Here is a 13,384-nt window from a genome sequence, read left to right on the forward strand (position 1 = left end):
CATGTATGTTGAGCGACCTCGGCAGGGGTGCCGGGACTGTTAATGGGTTTCAGGGGAGTAAAGTAGTGAGGCGAATTGATCGGCTGGATGCACTGCGGGGAATTGCCGCGTTGCTGGTCGTGTGGCAACACACCTCCGAGTCGTTTGTAAGAATTCCAGGTGTGGCGGACAAAGGAACGTGGCTCGCCGATGTGGCGTGGAGTGTCGATTTTGGTCGAATCGGCGTGGTGTGTTTCTTCCTGATTTCCGGTTTTATTATTCCACACAGTTTTTCGGCTGGCGCCGGCGCTGTGAAAAAATTCGCGGTAAGACGATTTTTCAGATTGTACCCGGTCTATTGGTTTTCTATTTTCCTGGCGGTATTCACTGGGGCAATTTTTGTCGGTAAGCAATGGACCATCTCCGAGATAGGTATCAACCTTACGATGTTCCAGTCACTGTTGGGTATGCCTCATATACAGGGATTGTATTGGACCCTGCAAGTTGAACTGGTTTTCTATATTTTGTGCGGTTTTCTGTTTTATATCGGGAAAATGCACGACGGTCGGTTCCTGACTGTGTTAGCCGGTGTGTTTCTATCAGTTTTTGTTGGTCAAAAATTGCTCGAAAAAATGTTTGGCTATCAGAGTTCGCTATCGCCGGAGCATCAATATATCCCCTACTTGCTTGCGATCATGCTCTGCGGAACGATTTTGCGCGAAGTCTTGTTTGGTACCCATACCACAGCAACAAAACTGTTTTTCCTGATGGCACCCGCTACAGTATTTGGTCTGCCCGCGCTTGCGCTGATGCTCCATGCTGCTGGTGTCAACCTTGTCGACCAGCCCATAAGGTTTGGGGCAGCACATCTTATTGCGCTTGGTGTCTTCTGCATGGCTATCGGTTTCCACTGGCGGGTACCAGCAATGCTGGCTTGGTCGGGTGTTGTGAGTTACTCCGTCTATTTATTCCATCCGGTGGCAATGACGGTCGTCCATTGGTTGCGTCACCAAACGTGGGCAAGCTTTACCGGAGATTGGGCGCTGTGGGGATATATGGCCGTGGCAATAACACTGACCATGGTGATTGCTATCGCGACATACTACCTGATTGAGCGGCCCGCCATTGAGGCCGGACGCCGCCTGAGCCGGAATAGCGTGGACAAAGATCTGGCGGCGGTCGCTTAATATTTAACCTGGCAATGAGATATTGGCGGGGCAACAGTGACAGATCATGCCCACTCATTCATCCCGGACGATATGAAACCTGCTGCGGCGCGCCATGGCATCTTCTGCGCGACGGCGGGTTTGGCGCTCAAGACGGCGGCGCAGCTTTTCCTCATCGCTTGGCCAGCGATCGGCTTCCTGGAGGGTGTGACGCACGGCTTTGAACAGCTGTGCGCAGTCCAGCCGCAGCGGGTTTTGGATGATGGGGTAGCGATGATCGGCATCGCACACCTTTAGCCAGCCGTGCAGCCGGTGATGCACCATCAGCGTAGCCCTGACTTCACCACCGCTGGCGGCAAGGCGCACGAACGCAGCGTGCAGTTGCGCGCGAAAACTGCACTCACCGGCGGCGAAATCCGCGGAGTCTTCGCGAAATTGCAGTTTCAGTTGGTACCACTGGTTAGAAAACATGGTGCATTGGATTGGTCGTATTCAATAAGAGTTCCGAGCGCCGGATTGGGCTGGAGTCATAGCGCAACCGCTGTCAGGCACTCTAACCGAAACACGGTTTCAAGTACATTTGGCGCATAACCGGCTGTTGAAAATGATGCAGGTACCTCCCGGCAGTGTTCTGCGCCGCTTTCCGGAGAGGTCGATTATAGAGGGGTACTGATCCTTAATCTAAACTCCTTACAGGACGCACCGTGGGCGCGATCACTTTCACCCTGAACCAACTTCAGGAGATAGGATGAAATCCAACTGTATGCACCTGGCCATTCCCGCCGGGGATTTGGAAACTGCCAAGGAGTTTTACTGCGACATACTCGGCTGTAAGACCGGTAACAGCGAAGCTGGGCACTGGATCGACATCGACTTCTGGGGCAATGAACTCACCCTGCATCAGAGTACTGAGCAGTTGCCCAATGTGCGTCATGAAGTTGATATGGGCGCAGTAGCGGTACCGCACTTTGGCGCACATCTGCCCAATGAAGAATTTCAGGCGCTAAAGGCACGTATCGAAGCTGCGGGTCTGGAATATCTGGATAAACCCTATCGACGATTTGTTGGTAGCGAATATGAGCAGGAAACATTTTTCATCAAAGACCCTAACGGCAATGTGCTGGAGATGAAGTCGATGAAAAATCCGGAGCTTATGTTCAAGTAGTTAAAGGCTGCCGGAAGCGTATTTTTTCGCAACCCTTTCTCGTGTTCATGGTTTTCATTAAACGCCGAGAAAGGGCTGTTCTTCAATTATAAAATTTCCATCACGCCTATACCTGTTTGTGATTCAACACCAGGTGCGACCAGGCAACTCAAAAGATCGAGCGATGCCTGCACAAGCTGTTCACTAAACGTCAAACCGGCAAACGGCCCGGAAATGATCGGGCCCGTCAGCAGGTGCACGGTTTGCCCTGCGGTATCCGTACTCTGCGTGGTGGCATCCACAACGCTTGTCTGACCGTTATCCCAGTAAATTTCAATGGTTGCCGAGCCGCTGGGCGGTAGTGCAAGACAACTGCGTGAACCGGTAAAACTGCCTGAGCGGCTGCCACCGGTAATTGTCGATCCGGTCAAGGAGGTGCACCCTGAATAATCCACATCAAAGCTGATGTCAGTTTGTTGCGAGAACAAACGCAATCCGGGTGAGTAAGAAATGTCAGCGCTGGCCGTACAGGTGAGTTCACCAACCGCCAGCGCGTTGTTGAATGGAAGCGCTACAAATAGAAGAGTGAATATTTTAATAAAATTCGCAATTTTCATGATGCCTTCCTGAAGGTTGAATAATGGGCGAGATGCTATGAAAATTTTGCAATACCTTTATGGATGGTAAATCTCTATTCAGAAAGGATTGCCAGGCTGATTCTAGTGGTGGTGTCCGAGTTGTCCGCTTTTGACAAGGAAAAGCGTGTCTGAAATCTGTTTTTGCTAACTGCTGAGCAAAACGACTTGGATTTATCTTCCATTCAATGCTAATCCTGGGGTGGATATCATGTGCTCTGTATGTACATCGGAATAGTGATATGGAAGACCGGGAGGTTTAAGGCAACGGTTGATAGGCTGATAAAGCCTGGTGTGACCAGGTAAGTGATAAGTTTAAATCGTGCATGTTGTCGACACCTCGGTTTCAATGCAGTGTGCGGATATTCAGGTACGCACAAAGATCCAGTCCGAGAAGCTCGAAGCAGAGAGCGGGATTCTGGTGAGCCGATGGTCCATGGGCGAAGTCCGGTAGCATTAGGCCCCGATCCGGGAAGTATTCAGTGAATCCCTGGTTTTGCGTTCACTGTGTCTTGTCCTTATCTTCGGAAATAGATAGCAGCCCCGCTACTCTGAATGGGTATATACAGATTCTTGAGGCGCAAAAAACAACGAACTAGGCTAATTGAACCAACATGGTCAATGATGTAGAGGTTTCTATGAGTTCTTGGAAATACCTGGTCGCCTGCATGGGGTTGTCAGGGGTTCTCGTCGCTCTTCCCGGTCAGGCCGATGCGGCGATAGTCAACTATCAAAAACACGATCACTCCGAGAGGTTTGATAAGTTCTGGATGACGCTGGAAGAAAAGCTGGCGCTCAGAAAGGAGCAGAAGGAGGAACTCAGAAAGCATCGAGAGGCGGTAAAGGAGGAAAGAAAGAAACTGAAAGAAGAAAGTAAGAAACTTCACAAGCAGATCAAAGATGCGCTTGAGTCCGGGGCGGACCGGTCCACGCTCGATAGCCTGGGTGCACAATGGGGCAAAGTCCAGGTGGCGAAAATGGAAATGGCTCACAAGTACCAGAAGAAATTCAAAGAGATCCTCGATGAAGAGCAGAAAGCCAAGCTTGAAAAGTTCAAGGCTGAACATCGGGATGAGTGGGAGAAAAAATATCGGGGAGGAGACGACGATTAATGTCGTGTCAACCTGAATGAGAAGTCATTCTTTTTGATGCCTTTTCACCCCAGCAACAACGGCGACGGTTAAACCGTCCCCGTTGTTGCCTGATTCGGAATACATCGTCAGGAAGACGTTCTTCCTGAGTGACTGAATGCCGGGCGCGGTGGTGAAGGCGGCTCCGGGTGGGCCGCAAAATATGTGATCGCGCGCCGGATATCCTCCGTCAGGAGTGCGGCCATATCGCGGCTGATACCGTGGCGGACCATGATTCTCTGAATCACGGTGTGTTCCCGGTTTGTCGGCAGCGGGTAGGATGCAATCTGCCATCCACGCATGCGCAAATGGTCGGAGAGATCGTAGAGATTGAAGCCCCAATCGCCGGGTTTTTGCGTATAGCTGATGGCTGGCAGACCACCTTCTCCATTGTAAAACAGCTCAAACGGCCCCATATCCGCAATTTCCTTACCAAGCCAGATTGCGGTATCTATGCAGCTCTGCTGAATTTTTCGGTAGCCGTCGAAACCGAGGCGAACGAAATTATAGTACTGGGCGATCACGCCACCGCCGGCACGGCTGAAGTTCAGGGCAAAGGTAGGCATATCGCCACCGAGATAGTCCACGTGGAATATAAGATCCTCAGGTAGCTCGGCAGCATCTCGCCACACCACCCACCCCACACCGAGCGGCGCCAGGCCGTACTTATGTCCGGAACTGTTAATGGATTTCACTCGCTTTACGCGGAAATCCCACACCAGATCCGGTTGTACAAACGGCGCCACAAATCCGCCGCTGGCGGCATCCACATGAATGGGGATGTCAAAACCGGTGTCTGCTTCAATCTGGTCCAGGGCGCGGGCGATTTCCTCTACGGGTTCGTAAACACAGGTGAAGGTTACACCGAGGGTGGCAACTACACCGATGGTGTTTTCGTCGACATACTGATGAATTTTCTCCGCACTCAAGCAGACTTCATCGCCATCAAGTGGTACCTCGCGGAGTTCCACATCGAAATATCGCGCGAACTTGTGCCAGCAGACCTGGACCGGCCCGCAAATCAGGTTGGGCTTGTCCGTGCTTAGATTCAGCTTTTGCCGCCGCTTGCGCCATTGCCATTTCAATGCCAAGCCACCGAGCATCGCGGCTTCGGATGAGCCTGTGGTGGAACAGCCGATGGTGTCTTCCGCATCCTGTGCGCCCCATAACGCGGCGAGCATATGTACACACCGGGCTTCGATTTCTGCCGTTTGTGGGTACTCGTCTTTGTCGATCATGTTTTTGTCAAAACAATCCGACATCAAACGATGCACTTCGTCTTCGGCCCAGGTGGTGCAGAAGGTGGCTAGGTTCTGGCGGGAATTGCCGTCCAGATACAGCTCATCTCGCACCAATTGGTAGCCGGTCGGCGCAGCCATCGAATGAGTGGGCAGGCTGTAGCGGGGTACGCTGTGGCGACTGGCGCTGTCGGCGAATATGTCCTCGCCGACATCCCGCGAGACATGCTTACGCTTACTTTTCCGGTGTAATGGCATCGGTGAATCCTGATTCGCTGCGCTAGGCGGACATAAAGGCAAATGCAGGAGTCGCGACAAACCTGCCACTCACATCTCCTACCAGGTCCTCTTGGCTGAGATCCAGCTTCTGGCTTTTACTGAGATCCAGTTTGTGAAGCTGTACCCAGATGATGTCCGGGCTGAAGGAAGATTCGAACGCGTAAACACCGCGTTTGAGATCGATCAGGGTACGCCAGATGGTCATGGAGATATGCGGGCGGGCCGGGTCGGCGACACCGAAGGGTTGTGCCGCATTGCGCATTACGCTCAACAGTGCTGCATAGGCCTGCCTCGGGGAGTCCGCCGGTGGCAGTTTCGAAAGGTAGTAGCTCGCACGAACAAACCGGTCTGCCGCCTCAGTAGTTCCTGGCAGTGGGAGGTCTCCCCCCAGCCCCTGATACTTGGCCAGGTGCTGCAGCTGCTGATCAAATGGCGGTGAATTGGTCATCACTGTGTATTTCCGGCTGTGATGCACCTTCGCCACGCCGTCGATATATTCGATCACCGCGGAATCGCCGGTAGCATCACTGAGCGCCAAGTGCACCGTTGACCAACGGCCGGACACCGGGTCGCCCTGAGGTCGTACTTGAATCTGGTGTTTCTTGGTATAGGCAACACAGGCTTCGACGCTGTCAAACTGGTCCAGATAAAACTGGGCCCACAGAGAGACGGACAATCCCAATTGTGCCGGATCGCGCTCGCCGTAGTCGGATTCGGTGAGCCACAGCACATGGGTTGCCAGGCCCTTCTCATTCAGGCCATCTACCGTTGCCAGATCGTATGCGGTGGCGACCAGGCTTGCGTGTTTTGACTTCCACTTCAGCGGGTTCGGGTCCTTGTCGATACCGGTGCGTTCTGCGCCCGCCGGCAACACCCAGAGATTGGTTCCCAGGCTCTGCGCCCAGTCCATGTTGCGCCCCGCAATGGGGCCTTGCCCACTTTCAAGCCATAGTGTTCTTGTACACATAGTGTTTTTCCAGGGTAGTACTCTGTCGACCTGTGCGGCGACGTTGTGTGTGGAGTAATTTTCCGAACGGTTGGTTCGGCCTCAGAATTTGTAACTGAACCCTATGGCCGGCCCATGTAGTGTGGCATCGAAACGGTAGAGCGAATTACGGTAGTCGATACTTATGCGGCGGAATCCGGCCATGATTGCGGTGCAGTCATTTATCCGGAAGCCCGCAAATGCGGTGAGATCTGTAGTGCGATCGGAGCGCGTTCCGGTCAGGGCCATGCCTTCAATATAGAAGCGTGAGGAGAGGTTCGCGTGACCGCGAATGCCGAGTTGCCCGTCATGCCAATCGGCGCCCTCGGAAACATCCAGATTGGCAATTGGCACCGAGATATCCACGTCGGTTTCTATCGACCAATAGCGGTAGCCGGCCATCAGGTCCACAAAACCGCCCGGTCTATCCAGGACTCTGAATGTCGCTGCGAGCAAACCGGTGGAGGTTTTGTTAACGATATCAATATCCACGGGGAAGGGCAGTGGCAGGTTGGTTAACGACACATCATCGGAAAGATCGACGTAAAGCCCATCCACCAGAATTCCGAACTTGCCCTTTTGTGCTTGAAAGGCCCCCATGCCACCCCAGTTAAGGTCAGACCACAGGTCGCTGAAACTGGCGTCTGCTATGAAGTGGTACGGGCCGTGGGAAATGTTTCCATCAAGACCCAGCCCCCAGGCATAGGGCGCGATATAGAATTCCCAGTCAGCGGTCTCCGCCTGTACATGGGTGGGATTGCATTGAAAAGTAAGCAGCAGAGCGTGCGCAACAAGCCATGTACTAAGGCCATTTCGATAGCGATGTCTAAAGTCAAAAGTGAACAATCCCGCCATGCGCGAAAAATCCTCTGCCGTTTAATCTGAAAGTCTAAAAATCTTAGACTGTCAGGTTGCGGTCGGAGGAAAGCGACGGGTACTTGGCGCGCAAATATGGCGGAAGTGTTCTTGCTGTATCGGAGTCGTCAGAAAAATTCAGAAACTCCGGTACCGGTCTGCGTCTCGTCAGAGCGAGAAAATGAACGACTCAATGGCTACAGAGGGGCAGTTGTGGGGCAGGTAAACAGAAAAGGAAATGTCAGCACGTTGCTCTGCTGACATTTCACTGCGGAAAACTATGCGGCGCGCGCCGTGCTTTCCCGGTGCGCCAGATACTCTTCATAGGTTCCCTGGAAGTCGATCAGGGTCTGGTCCTTGATTTCCAGCACACGGGTTGCCAGTGAGGAAACAAACTGGCGATCGTGGCTGACAAATATGAGTGTGCCTTCATACTTGGCCAGTGCCTTGTTCAGTGCTTCGATGGATTCCATATCCAGGTGGTTGGTGGGCTCGTCCATGATAAGCACATTGGTGTCCATCATCATGAGTTTGCCGAACAGCAAGCGGTTCTTTTCACCACCGGAACACACCCGTGCTTTTTTATTGGCGTCGTCGGCGGTAAACAGGAGACGGCCGAGCATGCCGCGCACTACCAGGTCGTCGTGCTTGGGCGAGCGCCATTGTGACATCCACTCGAAGATGGTGAGATCGTTATCGAAGTCGGCACTGCTGTCCTGTGGACAGTAGCCGATGGCCGCGTTTTCGGACCATTTGAGCACGCCGCCGTTGGCCTCGAGTTCATTGACCAGGCAGCGCAGAAAAGTCGTTTTGCCCACGCCGTTTTCGCCAATTACCGCCAGGCGGGCGCCTGCTTCCAGAATCATCTCGCCACCGGCAAACAACATCTCGCCGTCAAACCCGTGAGTCAGTCCCTCCAGGGTCAGTGCCTGGCGGTGCAGCTTCTTGCACTGTTGGAACGTGATGTAGGGTTTCACGCGGCTGGAAGGCTTGATTTCCGCAAGCTTGATTTTCTCCATTTTCTTTGCCCTGGAACTCGCCTGTTTGGCTTTGGAGGCGTTGGCAGAGAAACGGTTCACGAAGGATTGCAGCTCTTCCAGCTCCGCGCTTTTCTTGGCGTTCTCCGCATGGAGCTGTTCTTGGATCAGGGTGGATGCCGCAACAAAATCCTCGTAATTGCCGGGAAAAATACGCAACTCGCCGTAGTCGATATCCGCCATGTGCGTGCACACCTGGTTCAGGAAGTGGCGGTCGTGGGAAATGATGATCATGGTGGACTTGCGCTGGTTCAGCACTTCCGCCAGCCAGTGGATGGTATGGATATCCAGGTTGTTGGTGGGCTCGTCCAACAGCAGGATGTCCGGATCGGCGAACAGGGCCTGTGCCAGCAGCACCCGCAGTTTCCAGCCCGGAGCCACCTGCTTCATCAGACCGAAGTGAAAGGACTCCTCAATACCCGCCTGCAGCAGAATCTCACCCGCGCGGCTCTCCGCGCTGTAGCCGTCCAGTTCGGCAAACTGCACTTCCAGTTCCGCAACACGCATACCATCTTCCTCGCTCATCTCTGGCAGCGAGTAGATGCGGTCGCGCTCCTGCTTGATTGCCCACAGGCGCGCATCGCCCATGATTACCGCGTCTACCACGGTGTACTCCTCGAACGCGAACTGGTCCTGGCTCAAGATGCCGAGGGTACAGCCGGGCGCAATGGATACATTGCCTGCGGTGGGCGCCAGCTCACCACTCAGGATCTTCATAAAGGTGGATTTGCCGCAGCCATTAGCCCCGATCAGGCCATAGCGGTTGCCGTTGCCGAACTTTGCGGAGATGTTTTCAAACAGCGGCGAGGCACCAAACTGCATGGTGATGTTGGCGGTGGTAATCAAGAGTCTGTCCCGAGGGGTATAGCTGAAAAGATGCGCCGGGTTAATGCCGTGCAAGGACACATGGCGCGGGTCGCGAACTATACGGCGACAGTGGCGGAGTGTCGAGGGATTTGTTTGATAAATGAGCAACTCCGGGGCCGCATGGCGTCGCCCCGGGGTGTCGCATCAGAAACTGGCCACACTCGCCAGCCCGGCGATTGCAGCGGCTGAGCTCAACAAGGCGATATAGACCACGCCGAGTACGAAAAACTTCATTGCGGTCATGGGCCAGCCCTGCCGGTATACGCGTTTCTGCATCAGCAACAAGTAAACCGGCACCCACAATGCGAGCGCCAGTAGCGCCAGATTGAACAGCGCGTGCGGCAGCGTGTGTGGTTCGCTGAGCCAGGCGCGCAGATCGAACAGCAACACCGCCAGCAGCAGCGAGAGGGACAGGAAGGCGTGACTGTGAAGCGCGACGATCAAATGTTCCATATACAGGCGGCGTTTGAACACATACAGCACTCCCAGGCTCAGGGCAAAAAACGGCAGCATGACAAACAGCGCGGACGGAATGGCTCCGAACAGGGCGTCTTTGAGCAGGTTCGGGTCCTTCTCAATGCGGGAAATATTCAATGTCAGCCGCGCACTCTGGCGGACGAACCAGGCGTTGACCGCCGACGGCGCACCGTCGATCTGCAATGGCTGAATTTCTACCTGTCCCTCCTCCGCCAAGTGCTGCAACGCCGTCGGGTCCAGCTGCGCGATGCGCTGGTTCGCGTGTTTGCGTACGATCTGCTCCACGCCGTTCATTAAGCCGGAAATACCGGGCACATCGCTGCTTTCGCGTGCCACTTCGGCGATTTCCGCCAGCGCCAGATCGCGCTGCCGCAGCACCTCTTCCACACTGGTGGCTGTGGCGATGGAATGCTCCATCTGGTCCAGGTTGGACTCGGCCATCGCCTGACTGGTGGTGGAATCGTTGAAGTTGAAGGTGGTTTTCCAGTCGCTGCTGAGTTTCGCCGCAAAGAACGCCGTGAGGCACAGGAACACAAACAGGCGCACCGGGCTCACATAGCGCACACGGCGACCGGCGAAATACTCATTGGTGAGAAAGCCTGGGTTCAGCAGCAGCGGGCCGAAGGTGCGCGCAATGCGTGAATCCAGCCCGAACACGGTGCCGAAAAAATCTCCGAGTAGCTCTGGGAATTGTCGCACCAGGCTCTTTTCGGGCTGTCCGCAGGCGTAGCAGTGGGGCCCGAGCAGTGGCTCGGCGCAGTTGCCACAGCGGGCGGCATTGGGTGCCGCGGAAGGTATATCACGGATGGCCTGTGCGGGTTCGGTCTGCGAACGGGGTCCGGCCGCCAGGTCCGGCTTGATGGGACTTGCAATTTCACTCATGGCGCACCAACGCGAAAGTCGTGGATTTCAACATGCCAGTGGCAGTTTGCTAGGAAATGAACGCGATGGTGCCATGAAATGGCGCGCCGGTTAATCTCTGCTTCACCGCTGGTGGGCCACAAACAAAAACGGACCCCGAAGGGTCCGTTTTCACATCCGAAGCGCGATTACACGACTACGATGTTTTCTGCCTGCGGGCCTTTTTTGCCCTGAGTTACGGTGAACTCAACGGCTTGACCTTCGGTCAGGGTGCGGAAGCCGGTGCTGGCGATTGCGCTGAAGTGTGCGAATACGTCTGGGCCAGACTGCTGCTCAATGAAACCAAAACCTTTCGCTTCGTCGAACCACTTAACGGTTCCTCTTACTGCATTAGACATTTTTAAATCCTGAGATTGAATCGGGTTGTGCCTGGTAATTCAGGCGGGTGGTGCTTGGAAAATTAGCCGCGACTTAAAAACTGCAGGACGAGGTATTACGAGTAAAACAGCGAAATGTAGCGTGTAAATGTGAGGCTTTCTTTCTAGCAGGGAGCAACTCTACTGGGTAAGGGATAGGGTTGTCTACAAATTGTTCTGCCAATCCGCGTTTGGCCCCGAGCCGGCATTGCCCCATATACTGGGTGACCGCGCACTCCGTTTCGCAAACAGACGTAAAAGTAGCCAAGAATGCCAAAGATGCAGGATTCCTCCACCAGTCATGCCAGAATTGACCCATCGGCCACACATCCCGCTGCGGCCTCCAGCATGAGCGCCCGCGCCATGGTGGCGGTGCTCTGGCGGTTTGTTCGCCCCTATGGCGGCGTTCTGTGCGGTGCCGGGGTGGCGCTGGTGTTTACCGCAGGCGTTACCCTGGCTATTGGCCAGGGAGTGCGCCTGTTGGTCGACCAGGGTCTGACCGGGGATTCCAGCCAGGCGCTCGGCCGTGCGGTGCTGGTCATCATGGCGCTGGCCTTGTTGATGGCTGTTGGCACCTACGCGCGCCATTATCTGGTGTCGTGGCTCGGCGAGCGCGTGGTGGCAGATCTGCGCAAGGCGGTGTTCGACCACATCATTACCCTGCACCCGAGTTTTTTCGAGACCAATCGCAGCGGCGAGATCATGTCCCGCCTCACCACCGACACCAGTCTCTTGCAGCACATCATCGGCACTTCCTTCTCGATGGCGCTGCGCAGCGCGCTGATGTTTGTGGGTGCACTGATCCTGCTGTTGTTCACCAACCTCAAACTGAGCGTGATGGTACTGGTGGGGGTACCCCTGGTATTGCTGCCGATCGTGTTCTACGGTCGCCGCGTGCGCAGGTTGTCCAAGGCCAGCCAGGACTCCATCGCCGATGTGGGCAGCTATGCCGGCGAAATCATCCAGCACATCAAGACCGTACAGAGCTATACCCGCGAGCAGCACGAGCAACAGGCCTTTGCTGCCGAGGTGGAAACCGCGTTCAACGTCGCCCGCCGTCGTATACGTCAGCGCTCACTACTGGTGGCGGTGGTAATACTGCTGATGTTCGGCGCCGTCAGTGCGCTGTTGTGGGTGGGAGGCAATGACATGATCGCCGGGCGCATGAGCAGCGGCGATCTCGCCGCCTTCGTGTTCTACGCCATTATGATGGGTTCGGCGGTTGCGACTATTTCAGAGGTCTACGGCGAACTGCAGCGCGCCACCGGCGCCACCGAGCGGCTGGTGGACCTGCTGAATGTGAAAGCGGAAATCCCGGCGGGCGATCGCGACGCGGTCACCGGGTCTCTCACCGGCGAAAATGAAGCGCAGGTCGAATTTGAGAGCGTGGAGTTCAGCTATCCCTCGCGCCCAGACCAGCCCGCCATTCTCGGCCTGGATCTGAGCGTGGCTGCTGGCAGGAGCCTCGCTCTGGTCGGCCCCTCCGGCGCGGGCAAATCGACGCTGTTGGAATTGCTGCAGCGCTTCTACGACCCGCAGCGGGGACGCATCACGCTGAACGGGACCGATATTCGCGATTTCGACACCGCCGACCTGCGCCGCCAGATGGCAGTGGTACCGCAGCAGCCGGCGCTGTTTACTGCGGATGTCTGGTATAACCTCCGCTACGGTAAACCCGATGCGAGCGATGAAGAGGTCATCGCCGCCGCCAAAGCCGCCCACGCCCACGACTTTATCCAGCAGTTGCCGGATGGCTACAACAGCCATCTTGGTGAGCAGGGCACCCGTCTCTCCGGCGGTCAGAAGCAGCGCCTCGCCATTGCCCGCGCAATTCTCAAAGATCCGAAGATCCTGCTGTTGGATGAAGCCACCAGCGCGCTGGATGCCGAGAGCGAATACCATGTGCAGCAGGCATTGCAGGCGCTGATGCACAACCGCACCACGATCGTCATCGCGCACCGCCTGGCCACCATCCTGCACGCGGACAATATCGCGGTACTGGAGCATGGGGGGGTGGTTGCACAGGGAACTCACACAGAGCTTATACAGGCTTCGCCACTGTACCGGCGGCTGGCGGAACTTCAGTTTCAGAGTCCGGAGTCGCAGCAGCCGGTGGCGGAGTAAACCCCGTAAGCTGATCGGCGTAATTTGTCTGTAAGCGCATGTAATACCGTGTAATCGGCAGTTACTTTTTTAATTTATTTTCCAAATCAGGAAGTTGTCAGAGACGGGCCCATAGATTTTTTTCACGGCGATTTTTTCTGTCGCGATAAGCGTTTCGTGCAATTGCCGATAAAAATATTACTCTGCTATTC

General features: G+C 55.1%; 12 protein-coding genes. 4 read left to right on the forward strand and 8 right to left on the reverse strand.

What is annotated here, in order from left to right; all coding sequences use genetic code 11:
* Nucleotides 1–5: 5 nt before the first annotated feature.
* Nucleotides 6–1,166: an acyltransferase gene (locus GNX18_RS16080; protein WP_166219367.1), complete on the forward strand. Its 1,161-nt coding sequence runs from the start codon at nt 6–8 to the stop codon at nt 1,164–1,166.
* A 54-nt stretch (nt 1,167–1,220) separates the two neighbouring features.
* Here the strand turns inward: GNX18_RS16080 and GNX18_RS16085 are convergent, their stop codons facing one another.
* Nucleotides 1,221–1,616 carry a hypothetical protein gene (locus GNX18_RS16085; protein WP_166219369.1) on the reverse strand — a complete coding sequence of 132 codons (396 nt, stop codon included), beginning with the start codon at nt 1,614–1,616 and terminating at the stop codon, nt 1,221–1,223.
* Nucleotides 1,617–1,893: 277 nt separating this feature from the next.
* Here GNX18_RS16085 and GNX18_RS16090 point away from each other — a divergent pair, with 277 nt between their 5' ends.
* Nucleotides 1,894–2,310 (forward strand): VOC family protein, encoded by a 417-nt coding sequence (locus GNX18_RS16090; protein ID WP_166219371.1) that lies wholly within the window; start codon nt 1,894–1,896, stop codon nt 2,308–2,310.
* An 86-nt stretch (nt 2,311–2,396) separates the two neighbouring features.
* Here GNX18_RS16090 and GNX18_RS16095 read toward each other — a convergent pair whose 3' ends face one another.
* Nucleotides 2,397–2,906: a hypothetical protein gene (locus tag GNX18_RS16095; RefSeq protein WP_166219373.1), complete on the reverse strand. Its 510-nt coding sequence runs from the start codon at nt 2,904–2,906 to the stop codon at nt 2,397–2,399.
* A 632-nt stretch (nt 2,907–3,538) separates the two neighbouring features.
* On the opposite strand from GNX18_RS16095, the gene GNX18_RS16100 reads away from it, so the two are divergent.
* Nucleotides 3,539–4,036 carry a Spy/CpxP family protein refolding chaperone gene (locus GNX18_RS16100; protein ID WP_166219375.1) on the forward strand — a complete coding sequence of 166 codons (498 nt, stop codon included), beginning with the start codon at nt 3,539–3,541 and terminating at the stop codon, nt 4,034–4,036.
* A gap of 107 nt (nt 4,037–4,143) precedes the next feature.
* Here the strand turns inward: GNX18_RS16100 and GNX18_RS16105 are convergent, their stop codons facing one another.
* From GNX18_RS16105 to GNX18_RS16130, 6 genes are all read right to left on the reverse strand, one after another.
* Nucleotides 4,144–5,550 (reverse strand): glutamate decarboxylase, encoded by a 1,407-nt coding sequence (locus GNX18_RS16105; protein ID WP_166219377.1) that lies wholly within the window; start codon nt 5,548–5,550, stop codon nt 4,144–4,146.
* Between the two features lie 22 nt (nt 5,551–5,572).
* Nucleotides 5,573–6,538, reverse strand: a complete 966-nt coding sequence (locus GNX18_RS16110) for a linear amide C-N hydrolase (protein WP_138234519.1) — start codon at nt 6,536–6,538, stop codon at nt 5,573–5,575.
* Between the two features lie 81 nt (nt 6,539–6,619).
* Nucleotides 6,620–7,411, reverse strand: a complete 792-nt coding sequence (locus tag GNX18_RS16115; protein WP_166219379.1) for a hypothetical protein — start codon at nt 7,409–7,411, stop codon at nt 6,620–6,622.
* Nucleotides 7,412–7,689: 278 nt separating this feature from the next.
* On the reverse strand, nt 7,690–9,294 hold the full coding sequence (locus GNX18_RS16120) for an ABC-F family ATPase (RefSeq protein ID WP_138234521.1): 1,605 nt from the start codon (nt 9,292–9,294) through the stop codon (nt 7,690–7,692).
* A gap of 165 nt (nt 9,295–9,459) precedes the next feature.
* A complete protein-coding gene (locus GNX18_RS16125) occupies nt 9,460–10,674 on the reverse strand; it encodes a DUF3667 domain-containing protein (RefSeq protein WP_166219382.1) in 1,215 nt (404 codons plus the stop codon).
* Between the two features lie 167 nt (nt 10,675–10,841).
* Nucleotides 10,842–11,051, reverse strand: coding sequence for a cold-shock protein (locus GNX18_RS16130; protein ID WP_138234523.1), 210 nt, complete (start codon nt 11,049–11,051; stop codon nt 10,842–10,844).
* 288 nt (nt 11,052–11,339) lie between these two features.
* On the opposite strand from GNX18_RS16130, the gene GNX18_RS16135 reads away from it, so the two are divergent.
* Nucleotides 11,340–13,193 carry an ABC transporter transmembrane domain-containing protein gene (locus GNX18_RS16135; RefSeq protein ID WP_240914045.1) on the forward strand — a complete coding sequence of 618 codons (1,854 nt, stop codon included), beginning with the start codon at nt 11,340–11,342 and terminating at the stop codon, nt 13,191–13,193.
* Nucleotides 13,194–13,384 lie beyond the last annotated feature (191 nt).

Origin of the sequence: Microbulbifer sp. SH-1 (assembly GCF_011326135.1) — a bacterium.
Taxonomy (GTDB): domain Bacteria; phylum Pseudomonadota; class Gammaproteobacteria; order Pseudomonadales; family Cellvibrionaceae; genus Microbulbifer; species Microbulbifer harenosus.

Excerpts from the sequence above, each read along its gene's own strand:
- GNX18_RS16100 (WP_166219375.1), top strand. The coding sequence starts at position 3,539 with ATGGTCAATGATGTAGAGGTTTCTATGAGTTCTTGGAAATACCTGGTC.
- GNX18_RS16095 (WP_166219373.1), bottom strand. The coding sequence starts at position 2,906 with ATGAAAATTGCGAATTTTATTAAAATATTCACTCTTCTATTTGTAGCG.
- GNX18_RS16115 (WP_166219379.1), bottom strand. The coding sequence starts at position 7,411 with ATGGCGGGATTGTTCACTTTTGACTTTAGACATCGCTATCGAAATGGC.
- GNX18_RS16080 (WP_166219367.1), top strand. The coding sequence starts at position 6 with ATGTTGAGCGACCTCGGCAGGGGTGCCGGGACTGTTAATGGGTTTCAG.
- GNX18_RS16105 (WP_166219377.1), bottom strand. The coding sequence starts at position 5,550 with ATGCCATTACACCGGAAAAGTAAGCGTAAGCATGTCTCGCGGGATGTC.
- GNX18_RS16090 (WP_166219371.1), top strand. The coding sequence starts at position 1,894 with ATGAAATCCAACTGTATGCACCTGGCCATTCCCGCCGGGGATTTGGAA.
- GNX18_RS16135 (WP_240914045.1), top strand. The coding sequence starts at position 11,340 with ATGCCAAAGATGCAGGATTCCTCCACCAGTCATGCCAGAATTGACCCA.
- GNX18_RS16125 (WP_166219382.1), bottom strand. The coding sequence starts at position 10,674 with ATGAGTGAAATTGCAAGTCCCATCAAGCCGGACCTGGCGGCCGGACCC.
- GNX18_RS16110 (WP_138234519.1), bottom strand. The coding sequence starts at position 6,538 with ATGTGTACAAGAACACTATGGCTTGAAAGTGGGCAAGGCCCCATTGCG.
- GNX18_RS16085 (WP_166219369.1), bottom strand. The coding sequence starts at position 1,616 with ATGTTTTCTAACCAGTGGTACCAACTGAAACTGCAATTTCGCGAAGAC.
- GNX18_RS16130 (WP_138234523.1), bottom strand. The coding sequence starts at position 11,051 with ATGTCTAATGCAGTAAGAGGAACCGTTAAGTGGTTCGACGAAGCGAAA.